At 52.1% G+C, this 18,460-nt stretch carries 17 protein-coding genes and 2 riboswitches; of the genes, 16 read left to right on the plus strand and 1 reads right to left on the minus strand.

Features of this window, described 5'->3' with window-relative positions; genetic code table 11:
- The first annotated feature begins 69 nt into the window (after positions 1-69).
- A riboswitch (cyclic di-GMP riboswitch) is annotated at positions 70-157 on the plus strand.
- A 23-nt stretch (positions 158-180) separates the two neighbouring features.
- From ACKGJP_RS18020 to ACKGJP_RS18095, 16 genes are all read left to right on the plus strand, one after another.
- Positions 181-393, plus strand: a complete 213-nt coding sequence (locus ACKGJP_RS18020) for a putative motility protein (RefSeq protein ID WP_409347000.1) — start codon at positions 181-183, stop codon at positions 391-393.
- Positions 394-786: 393 nt separating this feature from the next.
- The gene (locus ACKGJP_RS18025; protein ID WP_409347001.1) at positions 787-1,308 is read left to right on the plus strand and encodes an RNA polymerase sigma factor; all 522 of its coding nucleotides are present in this window, start codon (positions 787-789) and stop codon (positions 1,306-1,308) included.
- A complete protein-coding gene (locus ACKGJP_RS18030) occupies positions 1,295-2,845 on the plus strand; it encodes an ABC transporter substrate-binding protein (protein ID WP_409347002.1) in 1,551 nt (516 codons plus the stop codon). The genes ACKGJP_RS18025 and ACKGJP_RS18030 overlap by 14 nt, the downstream gene beginning before the upstream one ends.
- Before the next feature lie 22 nt (positions 2,846-2,867).
- A complete protein-coding gene (locus tag ACKGJP_RS18035) occupies positions 2,868-4,208 on the plus strand; it encodes an extracellular solute-binding protein (RefSeq protein WP_409347003.1) in 1,341 nt (446 codons plus the stop codon).
- 170 nt (positions 4,209-4,378) lie between these two features.
- Positions 4,379-5,056 carry an MOSC domain-containing protein gene (locus ACKGJP_RS18040; protein ID WP_409347004.1) on the plus strand — a complete coding sequence of 226 codons (678 nt, stop codon included), beginning with the start codon at positions 4,379-4,381 and terminating at the stop codon, positions 5,054-5,056.
- Between the two features lie 255 nt (positions 5,057-5,311).
- Positions 5,312-5,689, plus strand: coding sequence for a hypothetical protein (locus ACKGJP_RS18045; protein ID WP_409347005.1), 378 nt, complete (start codon positions 5,312-5,314; stop codon positions 5,687-5,689).
- A 31-nt stretch (positions 5,690-5,720) separates the two neighbouring features.
- Positions 5,721-6,146, plus strand: coding sequence for an SRPBCC family protein (locus tag ACKGJP_RS18050; RefSeq protein ID WP_409347187.1), 426 nt, complete (start codon positions 5,721-5,723; stop codon positions 6,144-6,146).
- Positions 6,133-6,498: an ArsR/SmtB family transcription factor gene (locus ACKGJP_RS18055; RefSeq protein ID WP_409347006.1), complete on the plus strand. Its 366-nt coding sequence runs from the start codon at positions 6,133-6,135 to the stop codon at positions 6,496-6,498. Before ACKGJP_RS18050 ends, ACKGJP_RS18055 begins: the two co-directional genes overlap by 14 nt.
- A gap of 239 nt (positions 6,499-6,737) precedes the next feature.
- Positions 6,738-7,955, plus strand: a complete 1,218-nt coding sequence (locus tag ACKGJP_RS18060) for an MFS transporter (RefSeq protein ID WP_409347007.1) — start codon at positions 6,738-6,740, stop codon at positions 7,953-7,955.
- A gap of 176 nt (positions 7,956-8,131) precedes the next feature.
- On the plus strand, positions 8,132-8,824 hold the full coding sequence (gene sleB, locus ACKGJP_RS18065) for a spore cortex-lytic enzyme (protein ID WP_409347008.1): 693 nt from the start codon (positions 8,132-8,134) through the stop codon (positions 8,822-8,824).
- A 150-nt stretch (positions 8,825-8,974) separates the two neighbouring features.
- The gene (locus ACKGJP_RS18070; RefSeq protein ID WP_409347009.1) at positions 8,975-9,703 is read left to right on the plus strand and encodes a phosphonate ABC transporter ATP-binding protein; all 729 of its coding nucleotides are present in this window, start codon (positions 8,975-8,977) and stop codon (positions 9,701-9,703) included.
- Between the two features lie 52 nt (positions 9,704-9,755).
- A complete protein-coding gene (locus ACKGJP_RS18075; protein WP_409347010.1) occupies positions 9,756-11,414 on the plus strand; it encodes a DUF4091 domain-containing protein in 1,659 nt (552 codons plus the stop codon).
- Positions 11,415-11,489: 75 nt separating this feature from the next.
- Complete coding sequence (locus tag ACKGJP_RS18080) at positions 11,490-12,578, plus strand: M24 family metallopeptidase (RefSeq protein ID WP_409347011.1); 1,089 nt, start codon at positions 11,490-11,492, stop codon at positions 12,576-12,578.
- Between the two features lie 225 nt (positions 12,579-12,803).
- On the plus strand, positions 12,804-15,323 hold the full coding sequence (gene hrpB / locus ACKGJP_RS18085; RefSeq protein WP_409347012.1) for an ATP-dependent helicase HrpB: 2,520 nt from the start codon (positions 12,804-12,806) through the stop codon (positions 15,321-15,323).
- A 95-nt stretch (positions 15,324-15,418) separates the two neighbouring features.
- Positions 15,419-16,657, plus strand: coding sequence for a DUF445 domain-containing protein (locus ACKGJP_RS18090; protein WP_409347013.1), 1,239 nt, complete (start codon positions 15,419-15,421; stop codon positions 16,655-16,657).
- Positions 16,658-16,770: 113 nt separating this feature from the next.
- Positions 16,771-16,907: riboswitch (cyclic di-AMP (ydaO/yuaA leader) on the plus strand.
- Between the two features lie 8 nt (positions 16,908-16,915).
- On the plus strand, positions 16,916-17,668 hold the full coding sequence (locus tag ACKGJP_RS18095) for a CAP domain-containing protein (RefSeq protein ID WP_409347188.1): 753 nt from the start codon (positions 16,916-16,918) through the stop codon (positions 17,666-17,668).
- A gap of 92 nt (positions 17,669-17,760) precedes the next feature.
- Here the strand turns inward: ACKGJP_RS18095 and ACKGJP_RS18100 are convergent, their stop codons facing one another.
- Entirely contained in the window at positions 17,761-18,438 is a 678-nt protein-coding gene (locus tag ACKGJP_RS18100) for an ABC transporter ATP-binding protein (protein WP_409347014.1), read from the minus strand.
- Positions 18,439-18,460: the final 22 nt, after the last annotated feature.

Raw genomic sequence — 18,460 nt, forward strand, 5'->3', positions numbered from 1 at the left:
TTTCCGGCATATTCATTGACGATTCCTGTCGAACGGCTGTATAATTTTGGAGTGGCGGGTAACTCCGTGCCGCGAGAACGGCAAACTGCGTGAAAACGCAAGACGCAAAGCTATAGGGGCTAATGACGCCAGCCGTCCAAGCCAGCCAGCTGCCGAATGGGATGAAGGGAGACGACGACAATGAACGTATCCGGAGCCAACGCCGCATTGCAAGCTGCCGGCAGCGCCGACTTGCTGCAGCAATTGATAGGCGTACGCATGCTGGACAAAACGATGGAGGCTAGCGCTGAGCAAACGAGCGTTATGCTGAACGATTTTGCGGCAGCACAGCAGAAAGTGATCGAGACTTCCGTTCAGCCGCATCTAGGTCGTTCGATTGACCTGCGAGGGTAGTGAAAACGCTGGATAAACGGCCTCCTTTTCTTCCAATGAAGAGAAGGGGGCTTTTTTTGTACATTTATCAGACTAGCATGCCGCTTTGCGGCACCACTGGATCCTTGAAATAGAAGAATTTATATGTTTCACACGATAAGCGCTTATATTTCTCCGGTAAACGCATAGCGTCATATGACGCCATGCGTTTATCCTTGTGTATACCTGAACGAAAAAAACGAAACGAACAGGGAACTTTTTCCTTTGTGACCCGTCTAATCCATGAGGAACTCACTGAGCTCGCGATTCAACTTCATCGTCGGCATCGTCCGACACCCCGGGGTTTAATTTGGTAACCGAACAGGACAGGTGAACGCTTTGGCATTCGAATATTTAGCCACTATCTCGGAAGGGATGGAAAAAAACAGGACATTAACCGACTTGATGGAAACTTACGGAAAAGATATGTGGAATTATGCGTTTTTTCTGACGCTTCGCGCCGACATTGCCGACGATGTTATGCAGGATGTATTTATTAAAGTTTATGAGAAGTTGTGTGCATTTCGCGGCGAGTCGTCCGTCCGTACCTGGCTGCTTGCCATAACCCGCAACGTTGTCCGCGATTACCAGCGTTCTTCCTGGTTTCGGCGTGTCAGCCTCGTTGAACGGTTTTTGCAGAGACAAACGACGTCTCCGTCAGCAGAGTATGTGGTCATCGATGCCTTATCGAGGGAAGAGGTGTGGCGGGAGGTGCTCGGTCTGCCGAAAAAGCTTCGTGAGACCCTTCTGTTGTACGCCCATCATCATTTGTCGATAGCGGAAATCGCCGGGCTGCTGGACATCTCGGAGGGAACGGTCAAATCGCGAATGCACCGGGCACGCGCCAAAATAAACAAGCAGTTAAACGGGGAGGTGCCGGAACATGCACGCTGCTGAATGGGAAGAAAAACTGAAGGAAGCGCTACCCCACACGGAGGAACGAATCCTCGCAAACCGCAAAAAGATTGAGGAGCGGATAAGAATGGAGCAAAGCAAAATAAAACGGTTCTCCGTAAGATCGGCTGCAGCGGTATTTGTGATGGCACTTGCGGCGGTCTTGGTTATTGCCAAACCTGATCTGCTGAGAAGCGGTTATGACTGGATGAAGAGTTTATCTGGCGGAAAAGCCGTAGTAACAGCCGATCCGCTTGATGATGGCGATGAAAAGTCGCTTAAAGTGCTCGTTTACATGAATGAAAGCAATTTTATGGACAAATACGGACGACTGATTATGCTGAAGAAACCGAACATTGCGTTCGATATCGTCATCTATAAATACGATTATAACCAACAAGATAAAGCGTACGGCGAGTTGAAACGGCAAATCGAAATCGAGAAACCTGATCTTATCTACCTTTCGGATGTAACGAATTGGTATGGCAGGCTTGTCAAGGACGGTTTCCTGGTCGAGCTGGATCCGCTGATCAAAAAAGACAAGTTCGATCTTGATAGCCTTCATCCTTCCGTTCCCAGCACAATTCGAGCGATGGGCGACGGTAAGTTGCATGCATTGGCACCAACAATGAAAAGCAAGGCGCTTTTTTACAATAAAGATATGTTCGACCAGTATCAGATCCCTTATCCTAGAAGCAAAATGAGCTGGGAGGAGCTTCTTGTGCTGGCGAGCCAATTTCCCGCCAAAAAACCGGATCTGTACGGCCTGCAAGCAAGCGGTGAAAACGACCCGTTCCAGGCGGTCGATTTGTTATCGGCCGTCCATGCGCTGTCGCCAATTTCCAAAGACGGCACCAAGGTTGATTTGCAAACGAATGAATGGCGTCAACTATGGAACACCGTAATCGCGGAGTACAAGAACAAGACGTTATACAACCGTCCAGGAATGGAGCAAGGGAAGTCGTATTCACTCTCCGATCTGGCTAAGATGAACGGATTTCTGAGTGGGAAGACGGCGATGGAAATAACTTCACATACCGAACTGGGCGAAATCGCAAAAATGAAGGAAAACGGCTTAAAGCCTTTCTCGATCGGAATAGTCACCGTACCGGTCGAGCCCGGATCTTCCGACGCAGAAGGGGTATACGGGCTGGACGACCTGTTGGCTGTGTCGGCCAATTCGGAGAACCGGCAGGCGGCATGGGAAGTGCTTCGATATATCAATTCGGACGAAATGGCGCAATTGCTGCCGAAAGCCAAGATCTATAACGCTTTCAGGCGAAATCAATATCCGCTCTTGTCTCGTCCTTCCGCCATGATTCCGGTAGCAGGGATCGATCCAAAGCCGTTTTATGAATTGAAGGCAGCGATTGAGAAGAGCGGCCGGAAACGGATTCCCAACTCGCTCTCCGGTATGTGGGCGTCAAATGGCAGCGAAGAGCTGCGAGCGGTGTTGGACGGGAGTAAACATGCGAACGACGCGCTCATTTCGCTTGAAAGCAAACTGCAGCAGCAGTTTACCAAGACAAGCAAGCCTTAGATAGAAAGGGCAGGGAAAGAGTATGAAAAACAAAATCTTCCTGCTGCTTTTGGCAACATCGCTTCTTGCGGCAGGATGCGAAAAACAGCCGGAGGCAGCATCAAAGCCGGCCGTATCCGGCAAGCTCAAAACATCGCAGACAAAGCAGCAATATTATAGGGACTATGGGGATTTGATTGACACCAAATTCCCAGAGCTTGAGATGGAGTTCGCAGATGAGACACTGAATAATCCATCGATAAGTCTGCAAAGCGCGGTTATCGACTCGATCGACAAGGAACAAGCGGATATCGTCTCTTTTGTCGGTATCGACATGTACGAAAATATGGTCAAGAGCGGCAAAATTCTTGATCTCGAGCCATACATCGCACGGGATCGATTCGAGCTCTCAGGCTTCCTTCCGTCTGTCACAGATCTGTTGCGGGACAAAGGGAACGGAAAGCTTTACGGGCTATCAGTCAGATTTTTCAGCAGTGCGCTGGCGTTTAATAAGTCGCTGTTCGATCAAAAAAAGATCCCGTATCCGACAGACCGAATGAGCTGGACGGACGTAATGAACGTGGCCGGGCAGTTCGCCCAAGAGGGGGGAGGAGAACAAAGGAATATCGGTTTTTTTACAAGCAAAAACGTATTCGTCAGCCCATCGAGCTACGTGACGATGATCGGGAAAACAAACGGATTATCGTTAATAGACGCTGAGGCTAAAGAACTTCTGCTAGGATCGCCGGAATGGCGAAATGTGATCCGCCTGATCGTGGATGCGTATGCGAAGGGGGCGCTTCTGCCTCCGGAAGAGGCGAAAGCTTACACGAACCAGGAAGTGAATGCTCTTTCCGAGTCTTCTGATCTGTTTAAAGCCGGGCGGGCTGCAATGACGCTGACAAGTACGGATTTGATCAATAAGATGAAAGCAATGGAGCTCATGTTTGACGTAGGATTCGTCACGGCCCCTGTCGATCCGCAAATGTCTGACGGCACGATCCATGTCAGCCCGGCGACGATTTTCGCAATCGACGCACGGTCCCAAAATCCGGATACAGCGTGGGAGATAATCAAATTCGTCGTCAGCGATCAGGTCGCGCGCATTACGGAAAGAAATACGAATACAAGTCAATTTACGACACGTATCCATGTACTCGATAAAGAAACGGCAGGTACTTCGCTTGAGCCGTTTTACAAACAGCCGAAACTCGATAGCCGGTCGACGATCGGTAAAATGAATCCGAAGCTGCGTCCGGATTTTGAACGCAAGCTGTTTGGTTTGATCGATCGTGAGCTGATTGCGGTATATAAAGGCGAACAAACGACCGACGAAGCGGTCGCCAGCATTTTGAAGCAAGGACAACCGTTATTGAGCCGGTGATTTATGCCAGAACCAACTTCCGGTACTTTGGCGTGATATCTATGGTTTCTGACAATGTATTCGTGCCATCGCCCTATATGGAAAAAGGTGACGGACGGTTGCAGCGGCATGTATAATAAATTCAATCATACACGCCGGAGAGGCATTTGTTTCACTTGGAGGGGAATTTAATGGAAGGCACTATCATTTCGTTGAATGTCGGAAAACCGGCTGACGTCGAACATCAAGGGAAAATCGTAAGTACCGGGATTAATAAAAGTCCGGTTGAGACGCGATTGTTTTTGTCTGCGATCAATTTCGAGGGAGACGGTCAGGCGGATCTGAAGTTTCATGGAGGCGTAGATAAAGCGGTTTGTGTGTATTGCTACGAACACTACCCATATTGGCAGCAGGAACTGGAAAGGCCGCTTTCTTTCGGCGCATTCGGAGAAAACGTGACGGTAACCGGGATGCTGGAGCCGGATGTGCACATCGGGGATACGTTTCAACTCGGGGATGCGGTCGTTCAAATCAGCCAACCCAGGCAGCCTTGTTATAAGCTCTCCGTAAAATACGGCAAGCCCGACATGCCGCTCAAGGTGCAGAATGCCGGCTATACCGGTTATTATTTTCGCGTACTTCAGGAAGGATTCGTCTCCAAAGACAGCCGGCTTGTAAGGATCGAACGGGATCCGAACGGCGTCACGATCGAATATGCCAACCGGATCATGCACCACGACAAGCAGGACCAAGATGGAATCCGGCGAATATTGGCTGTTTCCGCGCTTTCGGCAAGCTGGAGAAAGACGCTCGAGAAAAGGTTGGACGGTCAAGAAACGGATACGAAAGAAAGATTGTCAGGCGTGTAACCGTCGTTCTCGCCAAAGGAAATTTCGTATATTTGGTCGAGTTTGTTTCGAGTAAAGCTATGGATACGCCGGAGAACCGAATCATGTTGGCCGAAATTCTGAAATCGTTTAAGGCGCTCGATTAATCAAAAAGGAAAAGCCGTTCGCGTAATGCAGCGGCTTTTTATATTGCTCACAGGCTTGACACGAAACCTTCCGGTGTCCTATTATTGAAATAGGAAACCAAAAGGTTTCGCAAAAGAAAGGACTGACTTCATGGAAGAGCTGCTGAAAAAGCTGCGCTATAAAGATGGACGAGCAGCTGTATGGAACGCTCCGGAAGGCTATTTTCTCGGGATCGAGGAAGAGAAGTCCGCGGAAGGAACATACGATTTCGTACAGGTATTCGTAAACAATGCCGACGAAGCTACAGAATGGGCGCCCAAAGCGATCGGATACCTGAATGAGGATGCGGTATTTTGGATCACATATCCGAAACAAAGCTCCAAAGTGAAGACGGACATCAACCGTGATAGTTTGGCTGCTTTGGTGCAAAATATAACGCCATACCGCCCGGTTAGCAATGTTGCCGTCGATGACAAATGGTCGGCGCTTCGATTTCGTCCCGTCGACAAAGTGAAGAGCGGGAAATAACATCATTTTCAGGAAAAGGGGAATGAAAAGAATGGAAAACAACAACAAAAATACCCTGCCGGATATTCGGCAATCGATCATGTTGAAAGCGCCGGTAAGCAAAGTTTGGGATGCTGTTGCAACTTCGGAAGGAATAGCCGCATGGTTTATGCCTAACAACTTCCAGCCGATTGCCGGCTATGAATTCGAATTAAATGCCGGTCCGTTCGGCAATTCTCCGTGCAAGGTGACGGAAATCGATCCGCCAAACCGCTTGGCGTTCTTGTGGGGGAAAGATTGGACCATTACCTTCGAGCTTGTCGAGCGAGGGGATAAAACCGAGTTTACCTTGATTCATGGCGGATGGGATGCCGACCAAGTTACGGAATTCGGCGAACTTCACTCGATCGTTCGCGAAAGAATGTCGAACGGCTGGGTGGGGCTTGTTCAAAAGCTTGGCGCTTATGTCGAGGGGTAATGGGACAGCCGCTGCGCCGAAGCATGATGTTTTTCAGGCGATCGCCGATCCGACGCGCCGCAAACTGTTGAAGCTGCTTGCAGACGAGGAAATGCCCGTAACCGTCCTTAGCGGACACTTTCCGATGAGCAGGACGGCCGTTTCCAAGCATCTGCGCATATTATCCGATGCCGGGCTTGTCAAAGAACGCAAGGCAGGCAGAGAAACCCGTTACCGGCTTCAACCAGAGCCGCTGCTCGAATTGAAGCGATGGCTTTCGTATTATGAACGTTTCTGGGAAAACAAGCTTGCTGCGCTCAAGCGTTATATCGAATCCGACGAACATGGGAATGGAGACGGGGGCAACGGCTAAGAATGGCGGTTGAGGTAACGAAATCGAGTACGGATATCAAAAAGTACACATAATATATGTTATGTAAACAAATTGTGCCTCGTCATCTTGATGACGAGGCTTTTTCTTCTATTTACAAACATCCATAGACTTTCGGAATTGCTTTAATCCGCATTCCGAAGTTTAACAAGCCGACATAAAGTGCGGGGCAGCTGTAAATAGTATCGGTATATAAATCATATGGAAATGGAGTCCTTTACATGGATACTTCCGTACGAGCTCAAGAACCGAAGCAGCGGAAATTGCTGGTGAGCGCAGGGTTAAGCTGGCTGTTTGACGCGATGGATGTCGGAATGGTTTCGTTTATTGTCGCTGCGTTGGTTGTCGAATGGGATTTGGGGGCACAGCAGGTCGGGCTGATGACAGCCATTAACTCGGTCGGTATGGCTGTCGGCGCAGCCGTTGCCGGCACAATGGCAGACCGGTATGGAAGGCGTGCCGTTTTGCTATGGACGCTGCTTATTTTCTCGCTCGCGAGCGGATTGTCCGCATTGGTTACGAGTTTTGGCGTCCTCTGCGCATTAAGATTCGTCGCAGGCTTCGGGCTCGGCGGCGAGCTGCCGGTTGCTTCCACCCTCGTTTCGGAGTCGGTACCGGTCAAGGATAGGGGGCGGATTGTCGTTCTGCTGGAAAGCTTCTGGGCGGGAGGCTGGATTTTGGCGGCTTTAATCGCATACTTCGTCATCCCCCAATACGGCTGGAGAATGGCGTTCGCGATCGGGGCCCTTCCTTCGCTGTACGCTCTCTATTTGAGAAGGGCAATACGGGACTCGAACAAATTTACCGCGCAAACCGGCCGCAAGCTGTCGTTCGGAGAGCGGATCGCATCCGTATGGTCGGCCAAATACCGGTTGTCCACCATTACGTTGTGGGTGCTTTGGTTTACCGTCGTGTTCTCGTATTACGGGATGTTTCTATGGCTGCCTACCGTTATGATGATGAAGGGCTTCGGTCTCGTCAAGAGCTTTCAATACGTGCTGATCATTACATTGGCGCAGCTTCCCGGATATTTTACCGCTGCATACTTCATCGAAAAATTCGGCCGCAAGTTCGTGTTGGTCGCGTATTTGCTAATGACGGCGGTAAGCGCGCTATGGTTCGGCAATGCGGTTACGGAAGGAATGCTTATGGCGGCCGGAATCAGCTTGTCGTTCTTTAATCTCGGCGCTTGGGGAGGCATGTACGCGTACACGCCCGAGCTTTATCCGACCGCTATCCGATCCACCGGCGTAGGGCTGGCTGCATCCTTCGGAAGGATAGGCGGCGTAATCGGCCCTTATCTTGTAGGGCAGCTTGTTGCGGGCGGAACGGCTATTACGGCGGTGTTTATGTTGTTCTTTGTTGCGATTCTTGTAGGGGCGGCTGCCGTTTTGTTTTTTGGCAAAGAAACGAAGGGGACGGATCCAGACGACGAGTAGGCGGAGGACTGGGGGCGAAACGAAAGATCGATGGTTTAGTGTCGCATTTGCGAGTTAGAAAACTATAGAAAAATAGAAAGATAACGTAATAAATAATATGTAAACTTAATGTTGCTAATTATATTCAGAGAATAATTTCCATACGATACTTTCATATTAAGGGTGGAGGTGTTGGTATGCGCGGCAAACTCTATCGCTTCGTGCCTTTTCTTGCGATAATCGCTTTCTCCGTTTGCTTGCTTCTTCCGTCCAAATCGTTTTCGTTCGGCGACGCTACGCTGAAATACGGGACTAGGGGAGGCGACGTTTACGAGCTGCAGGGCAGGTTAAACTATTTAGGCTATTATAACGGCGGCGTTGACGGCGTGTTCGGCTGGCAAACCTACCAGTCCGTTCGCAATTTCCAATGGAAATTCGGGATGGCCGTCGACGGCGTCGTTGGTGCCAAAACCAAAGATATGCTCGTTCGCGCGACGCGTAACTGGAGTGGAGGTTCGACCGGAACCGGGAACTACAGCTCACAGGATATGCAGCTGCTTGCTCAAGCGATTTACAGCGAAGCCAGAGGAGAGCCTTATATTGGACAAGTAGCGGTAGGCGCGGTTATTTTGAACAGGGTAAAGAGTTCGTTATTTCCGAACACGATTTCGGGCGTTATCTTTCAACCGGGGGCGTTCACGGCAGTGGCGGACGGCCAGTTTTGGCTCACCCCCAACCAGTCGGCACGCAATGCCGCAAGAGATGCGGTGAACGGCTGGGATCCTTCGGGCGGTGCGCTTTATTATTTCAATCCGAATACGGCTACCTCCGACTGGATTTGGACGAGGCCGCAGATCAAACAGATCGGCAACCATATTTTCACGAAATGACCGGGACGGCCCGCTTCTCCAAGCGGGTTTTTCGTTATGTGGGATCGATTGCTCTCAGATGGTTTTCCTTGGCTTAGCCAGCGAGAATAGGCTATAATGAAAATGCCTTCATCGAACAAGCTTTTAACTGGAAGCAAAGGGGATTAGCACGTGATTTCGATACGCAATTTGACGAAGAAGTACGAGTCGGGTCAGGAAGTGCTGAAGCAGATCAGCTTGCAGATCGACGACGGCGATTTCGTCGCGCTGCTCGGCGTGAGCGGAAGCGGCAAGAGTACGATCCTTCGCTGCTTAACCATGCAGGAAAAATGGGACAAAGGACAGCTTATATACAATGGGGACGACGTTACGGCGATGAACTTGCTGCAGCGTTTCAAGCTTCGCACGGAATGGGCGTATTTGCACGAGAAGCCTCAGCTGAATCCGAATAAAACGGCACTCAAAAACGTGCTGTCCGGAAGGTTTTACGAAACGCCGCTATGGCGCAAACTGATAGGCAAACCGGCGCAGGACGAGCATATGCTGGCAATGGATTTCTTAGAAAAGGTGGGCATGCTTGACAAAGCGCATGAACGCGTTTCCAAACTGAGTCATGGCGAGCAGCAGCGCGTTGCGATTGCGAAAGCGCTTGTCAAGGGAGCTAAAATAATCGTCGCGGACGAGCCTGTTTCCGGTCTCGAACCCGAATCCGCCATCCAGGTCATGCAGGACTTGAAGTCCGTTTGTCAGAAGCAGCAGGTAACCGTCGTCTGCAGTCTTCACCAAATCGAATTGGCGGAACGCTTTGCTACACGGATATGGGGATTGTCCGGAGGCAAAATCGTCGTCGATATTCCGGCGAGAAAATTAACGATGCGGGAGAAAGATTTGATATTTTAATGACATAAATTATTCATGACGTAAATTATATGAGGTCGAGGGAGAGAACGTAATGGTCAGCCAACCGATAGGGAGTAATTTTGAAACAAGATGCCTACACTCGCTTGTCAAGGTGTTTGCGGACGCGGAATTGAATGAAACGCCGTTTCGGCGCGCTACCGTTCTGCATAACGAAACGTATGCGTTCCAAGTTGCCTATCGTACGAATGCTACATATAAAAACGTTCAAGTCTCCGTCGTTTCGGAGCTTTCCAATGCGGTAACCTTAAGGGAAGTCGGGTTAGCGCCTTCGGAGTTCCCGATGTATGCCAATCACGACGGCAATCTGCTGCGCTCCGCGCCAGGTTTGTATCCGGATCCGCTATACCCGATCGGGAAGGAAGGCGTCAACGCGCTTCCCAGTCAATGGAGGTCGGTGTGGGTTTCCGTTGATGTGACCCCGCTTACGGCAGCGGGCAAGCACGTTATCGAGGTTCGCTTTGCGGAAGAGAACGGCACCTTGCTCGGGAGCGAGTCGTTCGAGCTGGACGTCGTTCCGGTATCGCTGCCTGAACAGCGTCTGATACATACGGAATGGTTTCATACGGATTGCATAGCTACTTACTACGGCGATGAAGTGTTCAGCGAAAGGCATTGGCAGCGCGTCGAACAATTTGTGAGAACGGCGTCCAAGCACGGGATGAACATGCTGTTGACCCCGCTGTTCACGCCGCCTCTGGATACGAAAGTTGGCGGCGAGCGTCCGACGGTACAACTGATCGATGTTACGAAGGAAGGCGATTCTTACCGCTTCGGCTTCGATAAGCTCAAACGCTGGGTCGACATGGCCGACAGCGCCGGTATCCGCTACTTCGAATTTTCGCACTTGTTCACGCAATGGGGTGCGGCTCACGCTCCAAAAATCATGGCGACCGAAAACGGCGAGTACAAACGGATTTTCGGCTGGGAAACGGATGCGCACGGGGAAGCGTACAAAGCGTTCCTCAACGGGTTCCTGCCTGAGCTCGTGGCGTTTATCGGGAAGCACGGTTTGAACGACAGAAGCTATTTTCACGTTTCCGATGAGCCGAGCATGAGTCATTTGGAATCTTACAGGAGCGCTTACGAAACGATTAAAGTGCATTTGGCGCAGTTCCCTATGATCGATGCGCTCTCGGATTACGCTTTTTACGAGAAAGGCCTCGTCAAAAATCCGATTCCCGCGAACAATCATATCGAGCCGTTTCTTGAGAACGGCGTGCCGAATTTGTGGACATACTATTGCTGCGCTCAATACCAGAAGGTAGCGAACCGTTTCTTCGCATTCCCGTCGGTACGTAACCGTGTTCTTGCGCTGCAGCTGTATAAATTCCAGATCGCGGGCTTCCTGCACTGGGGCTATAACTTCTGGTATTCGCAATATTCCATTAAGGAGATCGATCCGTTCCGCGTAACGGATGCCGGCCAGGGCTTCCCGTCCGGAGATGCCTTCCTCGTTTATCCGGGAGAAGAGGGCCCGATCGAATCGCTTCGGCTTGAAGTATTCAACGAGACGCTTCAGGATCTTCGCGCGCTTGAGCTGCTGGAGAGCAAAATCGGCCGTGACGCCGTCCTCTCGCTCATCGAGGAAGGACTTGAACAGCCGATTACGTTCAGCGAGTATCCGAGCGATGCCGAGTGGCTGCTGGGCAAACGCGAGCAGATCAACCGCCTTTTGGCGGAATCCCACTAATAGGTTAGAAGCTTCGGATAACAAAATTGCCTTCGACAACGAGAATAGGCATTTTCAGGAAAGAAGGAAATGGAGATGACAAGCAGAATTGCCGCACTGCAGGCATATCTGGAACGAAATCAATTGGATGCGATTCTGATCACGCAGCCCAAGCATATCTATTATTTGACCGGACTTGCCACCGATCCGCATGAACGGTTCCTTGGGCTTGTTCTTTCCCGGACGGCCGAACCGCTGCTGATTGTGCCTGCGCTGGACGAAGAAGCGGCACGTGCGGCCGATGGCGTACGGCATATCGTAACGCATACGGATACGCAAGATCCTCATTCGATTCTTAAGAAGCAACTGCCTTCTACCGTCAGCCGTCTCGGTCTCGAAAAGTCGCATTTGACGGTGAATCGTTACGAGGCGATTGCCGAAGCAGTCGGTGCTGCCGCTTATATAGATGTCGACGAACCGCTGCGCGAGATGCGATTAGTGAAGTCGGCGGATGAGATCGCAAGTATGAAAAAAGCCGTTCGGATTATAGAAGACGTTCTTCGCGCCGGCTTGAAGCACGTGAAACCGGGCGTGACGGAAATCGAGCTTGTTGCCGAACTGGAATACCAGATGAAAAAGCTCGGCTCCGACGGCCCTTCCTTCGATACGATGGTGCTTGCAGGAGAGAAGTCCGCGCTTCCGCATGGGGATCCCGGCACCCGCGAAGTACGCAACGGCGAACTGCTGTTATTCGATATCGGCGTTTATGCGGACGGGTATGCATCCGATATTACACGCACGTTCGCCGTAGGGGATATCAGCGACGAGCTGAAACGGATCTACGATACCGTGCTGCAAGCAAACAAAAGAGCGATCGATGCCGTAAAGCCTGGCGTTACCTATGCAAGTGTCGATCAAGCGGCGCGCGGCTATATTACATCCAAAGGCTTCGGCCCGCAATTCATGCACCGTCTCGGTCACGGGCTGGGTCTTGACGTCCACGAATATCCGTCGGTTCACGGCGCTAACCTCGAGCTGCTCCAGGAAGGGGCAACCTTCACGATCGAACCCGGCATTTATGTGCCCGGTCTCGGCGGCGTCAGAATCGAAGACGACGTATGGGTTACGGCCTTAGGCGTCGAAGTGCTGACTTCGTTCTCGAAGGAGCTAACGGTTATCGGTTAGGCCGTAAATGCATCGCAGCATATCAAGCTCGTTATCCTTGTTTCTCCGAGGATAGCGGGCTTCTTTTCGGGTTAGGTCATTCATCGCTTGTTTCATTTCGCCTCAAGTCCTGTTCGGTAGACATCGTGCTGAGAAGGGAAGTTGTTATCGTATCATCCGGGATGACAAGGCTTTTTCCTTGGAGTATGATGGAAAGCGATAGAAAAGATAGCTGAGGAGAACGTCATGCATCAACTGCCAATCGATCCGGTATTGCCGGAATTGCTGCATAAGCTACAATCGCATGCTAATGCGGTGCTGGTCGCCGCGCCGGGTGCCGGCAAAACGACGCGCGTCCCGCTTGCGCTTCTGAATGAGCCTTGGGTTCAAGGCCGCAAAATCATCATGCTGGAACCGCGCCGTCTCGCCGCTCGCGCGGCTGCCGGCTATATGGCTAGGTCGATCGGGGAAGAAGCCGGCGGGACGGTGGGCTACCGGGTAAGAATGGATACGCGAGTCAGCGCAAAAACAAAAATAGAAGTCGTCACGGAAGGCGTGCTTACCCGGATGCTGCAGGACGACATGTCGCTTGAAGGTGTAGCTGCTGTCATTTTTGACGAGTTTCACGAACGAAGTCTGCAGGCCGATCTTGGGCTTGCCCTATGCTTGCAATGCCAAGCGGTGCTGCGCGACGATCTGAAGCTGCTGGTCATGTCGGCTACGCTGGATGCAGAACCGGTTGCCGAGCTGCTGGGAAAAGCGCCAATCGTCATCAGCGAAGGGAGATCGTTTCCTGTCGAGACGCGGTATTTGAACCGCAGCATCGACGGGAGGATCGAGCCTGCCGTCGTACGAGCCGTTACGGAGGCGCTGCAGAACGATGAAGGCGATGTTCTGGTGTTCCTGCCTGGGACCGGAGAGATACGTCGTGTCATGTCCCAGTTAACGGCCCTATCCTTGGGGAAGGGCGTTCGCATTTCGCCGCTGTACGGCAATTTGCCGCAATCCGCCCAGGATGAAGCGATCGCTCCATGCCCGGCCGGACAGCGTAAGGTCGTGCTTGCAACATCGATCGCCGAAACGAGCTTGACGGTCGATGGCGTTCGGATCGTGATCGACTGCGGCTTAAGCCGGGTACCGCGCTTTTCGCCGAAAACCGGCATGACGCGTTTGGAAACCGTCACCGTTTCCAGAGCGTCCGCCGATCAGCGCAGAGGGCGGGCGGGAAGGCAAATGCCAGGCGTATGTTACCGGCTCTGGACGGAGCAAGAGGAACGCAAGCTTGCTGCGCGAAGCGTGCCCGAAATCAACGAGGCGGATCTGGCTCCGCTTGCTTTGGAGCTTGCAGCCTGGGGAGCGGCCGATCCGGCGGAGCTGCAATGGCTCGATCCGCCTCCTGCGGCCGCTTATTCGCAGGCAAGGCAGCTCCTGCGTCACCTTGGGGCGCTAAACGGAGACGGGACGATGTCTCAACACGGAAAGCGCATGGCGGAGTTAGGCATGCATCCGCGTCTGGCCCATATGATATTGCAGGCGATTCCTTTGAAGCTTGGATCATTGGCCTGCGAGCTTGCCGCATTGCTGAACGAGCGGGATTTGCTCAGGGGACAGCCTCAGCAGCCGCCTGCGGCAGACTTGCGGCTTCGTGTCGAAGCGCTGCGGGAAGCGGTCCGCTCGAAATGGACGGAACCGCTCTTCAAGGAGGGTCATCAGGTAGACATGGCGGTATGCAGAAGAGCGGCGGCTGAAGCGGATCAATGGAAACGGCAATTCTTTATCAAAGATAGTGCCGACGGCGATGCGGAAGCGTGCGGCTTTCTGCTTGCATTTGCCTTTCCGGACAGAATCGCCGGCCGCAAGGAGGGCGGACGTTATTTGCTGCGAAGCGGCAGGGGGGCTGCTTTCTTAAACGCGCAGCCGCTTTCGTCGGAGCCATATCTCGTAGCCGCAGAGCTGGACGATATGGGAGCGGAGAGCCGAATTTTTCTGGCTGCTCCGATTCAGGAAGATGAGCTGGAGCGTTATGCAGCCGATCAGATCGAGGAGGAAACGATCATCTCTTGGGATCGTCAAGCCAAAACGGTTCGTGCGCGCAAACGGAAATCGATCGGCGCGATCGTCCTGCGGGAAGCCGCAATGCCCAATCCCAATCCGGAAGCGGTGTCTATGGCGCTGCTGGGAGGACTTAAGGCGGAAGGCATCGGATTCCTTTCTTGGACGAAAGCCGCCCGCCAGCTGCAGCAGCGAATAGTATTCATGCACCGGTTAGAACGCGAGGATTGGCCGGATGTTTCCGACGAAAGCTTAACGGATACGTTTGAGGATTGGCTCCTTCCGCATTTGTATGGTCTCAAAAACGGAGAAGATCTGAGACGTCTGCATGTGGCCGACCTGTTGGAGTCCATGCTGTCGTGGAACAAACGCCGCGAACTGGACGAGCTCGTACCGACGCACATCGTCGTTCCGAGCGGCTCTCGCATACCGATTGACTATAGCGATCCCGAATCACCCGTTTTGGCCGTCCGGCTGCAGGAAATGTTCGGCCTCGAGCATACGCCGTCGATCGGCCGCGGACGGGTGCCGCTGACCGTTCATCTGCTCTCGCCGGCGCAACGTCCCGTTCAGGTGACGCGCGATTTGGCAAGCTTTTGGCGGGATGCTTATTTTGAAGTGAAGAAGGACTTGAAAGGGCGGTATCCCAAACACTATTGGCCGGACGATCCGACAGCCGCGGTTCCGACGAATCGCACTCGCCCGCGAACCTAATGGAACCATTTTGCAGAAAGATGCTTCTTGCCGTGTAAGGCAAAGTTTTTGAGGGATACTAGTACGTATCTCTGAACGATCGGAGGATGTTTGATTTGAACACGAGGAACATTGCCGGATTTTCTCTTGCTGCTATGGGAATCGGCTTTATCGTCACGTTATTTTTGCCGGATAGCCTTATTACGACGTTGCTCCAAGGGGGATTTGAAGCTGGTCTTGTCGGCGGTATCGCAGACTGGTTCGCCGTAACCGCCCTTTTCCGCCATCCGTTCGGGATTCCCATCCCGCATACTTCGCTCCTTCTCAAGAACAGAGGGAAAATCGTTAATTCGCTTATTTCCGCTATGGAAACGGAACTGTTGAACAAAGATAGCATTACGCATAAATTAAGCCAATTGAATCTGATGACGATCATCTCTTCGGCGGTAACGAAGGTTGTGTTGAAGCGGAAAGCTAGGAAAAGGATTTTGGCGTTCCTGCAATCCTTGCTTAAACAGCTTCCTTTGGAGCGATTTGCCCCGGTAATTCAAAGCTACCTGACGAGTTATGTCCGGAACAAAGAGCTTAAGCCTCTGGCGCAATCCGCTGTCGCATCGGCCATTCGGGACGGTTGGGACGAGAAAGCGCTCGATCGGGCGCTCGAAATGGGAACGGATTGGGCCGTCAAAAGAGAAACGGAGCAGTTGCTCGGGAGAATCGCTTACGGCAAGCTGAATGAGCTTCAAGTCGGCGGGTTTATGGGGTTTGCCGTGCAAGCTTTTATCGGATTTATGAATGAAGAGAAGCTTGGCGGCATCCTGCAGGGGATGCTCGTTTCCGGCATGCGCGAGCTTCGTCAGCCGGGCAACCCTTACCGCGAGCAGCTGCTTTACGAATTGAAGGATCAAGCGGACAGACTGGCGAACAACGACGATATTCTATCGAAGCTGAAGGGGTGGCTGGAGAAGAAAGCGGAGAGTCCGGAAACCGAAGCTTTTCTGCTCGAGAGGCTGCAAGACATTCGCGACGCGGCTGTCGCAAAGCTGGAGGAAGATGAACGAAACGGCGGGCGGTATGTGTTGAGCGCATACAGGTTCGTCGTCGAGAAAATAAGATCGATTCCGGGCATGACCGACAAATGGGAAGAAGGGCTTCGTACGTTTCTCGTTGATCTTGTAGAGAAAAATCATTTCCGTATCGGCGTGCTGGTTCGCGACAATCTCAATAAGTTGGACGACCAATCGTTAGTCCAAATGCTGGAACAAAAAATCGGCGGCGACCTGCAATGGATCCGCGTAAACGGCGCACTCTGCGGCTTTCTCGTCGGTCTCGTGCTCTCGTTGTTTCATCTGTAAAGCATCGTCGTTTTCGCGTTCTGGAAGACTTTGTGTCATGAAATCGACTATCTCCCGTGCTACAATTGACCGTGCCAAAGGGAAGCCGCCCAAAACGGTTTGTCGGAGGCAAAAAAAACAGAAGGCCGAAGCTTCGTCAGAAGCACGGGGGAACCCTTGTCACTGGGGTGAAGCCACGTCGTTGTGGCCGGGTGTTTACTCTTTGACCCGAATCCGTCAGCTAACCTCGTAGGCCGGGAAAAGGAGACGATTTTTTTGATGCAACGTTTTAAGAAAGTAGCGATGACAGGTGTTCTGGTATTGGGTCCGATTATTAGCGCCGGTGCGGCTTCTGCTTCCGCAGCGCCATGCATCGTTCCGGATAATGCCCCGCAAGTCGCAGCAGCCAAGCAATATGGTATTGATTTGGGAGCCTTGCTTCAAGGAAATAAGAATTTCAATAACATTAATGTGAACGACTTGCTTGCCAAGCTTGGCGTTAAAGCGCCTGACTTCTCGGCAAAACCGGGTACGGGCAACGGAGCAGGAACGGGAGCAGGTTCGACAGGCGGTGGTTCCGGTGCAGGCACAGGCACAGGCTCGCAAACAGGCTCTGGAACTACAGGAGGCTCTCAACAAGGCTCGAACGCGAATGCTTCGCAATCGGCTTATGCCAGCCAAGTAGTCGACCTGGTCAACCAGGAACGCGCGAAAGCAGGGCTGAAGCCGCTCTCCAGCGACAGCGCTTTGGCGGCTATGGCGCTCGATAAAGCCAAAGACATGTATACCAATAACTATTTTGATCATAACTCACCGACTTACGGTTCGCCGTTCGACATGATGAAATCTTACGGGATTCGTTACACGTATGCCGGGGAGAACATTGCCAAAGGACAGCGCACTCCGCAAGAGGTCATGACTGCTTGGATGAACAGCGCCGGGCACCGTCAAAACATTTTGAGCCCGAACTTCACGAAGATCGGCGTCGCTTACTACAATGGCGAATGGGTGCAGGAGTTTATCGCGAACTAAGCTTAGCTTCACCAGAGCAAGTTGCCCTTATACGATCTTCAATCGAAACAGCCGTCAGCCTTGCGTTGACGGCTGTTTTATTTTGCGGCTTATCAGCAGACGATTAAATCTACTCGGCCATCCCGGATATGGATGATACGGTCAGCTTGCTTAGCGATAGCGGGATCATGCGTGATGAGAACGATTGTTCGCCCGTGCGCATTGAGGCGCCTTAGTATCGATAGGATATCGTTACCTGTAGCGGTGTCCAGCGCACCTGTCGGTTCGTCCGCCAGCAAAATGGGCGGGTCGCCGGCTAATGCCCGCGCAATGGCGACGCGCTGCTGCTGCCCGCCGGACAGCTCGGATGGTTTATGTTCCGCACGGTCCTGCATATCGAGCTCAGCGAGAGCGCATGCCGCCTTTTTCAGCCGTTCCTTTTTGGAAAGCCCTCGATAAATCAGCGGCAGCTCCACGTTTTCTATTGCGGTCAGCCGAGGAAGCAGGTTGAAGCTTTGAAAGACGAAACCGATTTTGCGGTTTCGGATATCGGCCAACTGAGCGTCCGTCATTCCTCGAACTTCTCTCCCGTCAAGCGAATAACTGCCGGTTTCAAGTACGTCCAGACAGCCCAGAACGTTCATCAGCGTCGACTTCCCGGATCCGGAAGGACCCATGACGGCGATGAATTCGCCCCGCTCAATGTCGAGGTTTACGTTATCGAGCGCTTTTATCGTTTCTCCGCCTAGCCGGTACGTTTTGGCTGCGCTTTCCATGCGAATAAGTACCATGCCGTACACCCCCTTATCGTTT

This window comes from Paenibacillus litoralis (assembly GCF_046244365.1).
Taxonomy (GTDB): Bacteria; Bacillota; Bacilli; order Paenibacillales; family NBRC-103111; genus Paenibacillus_V.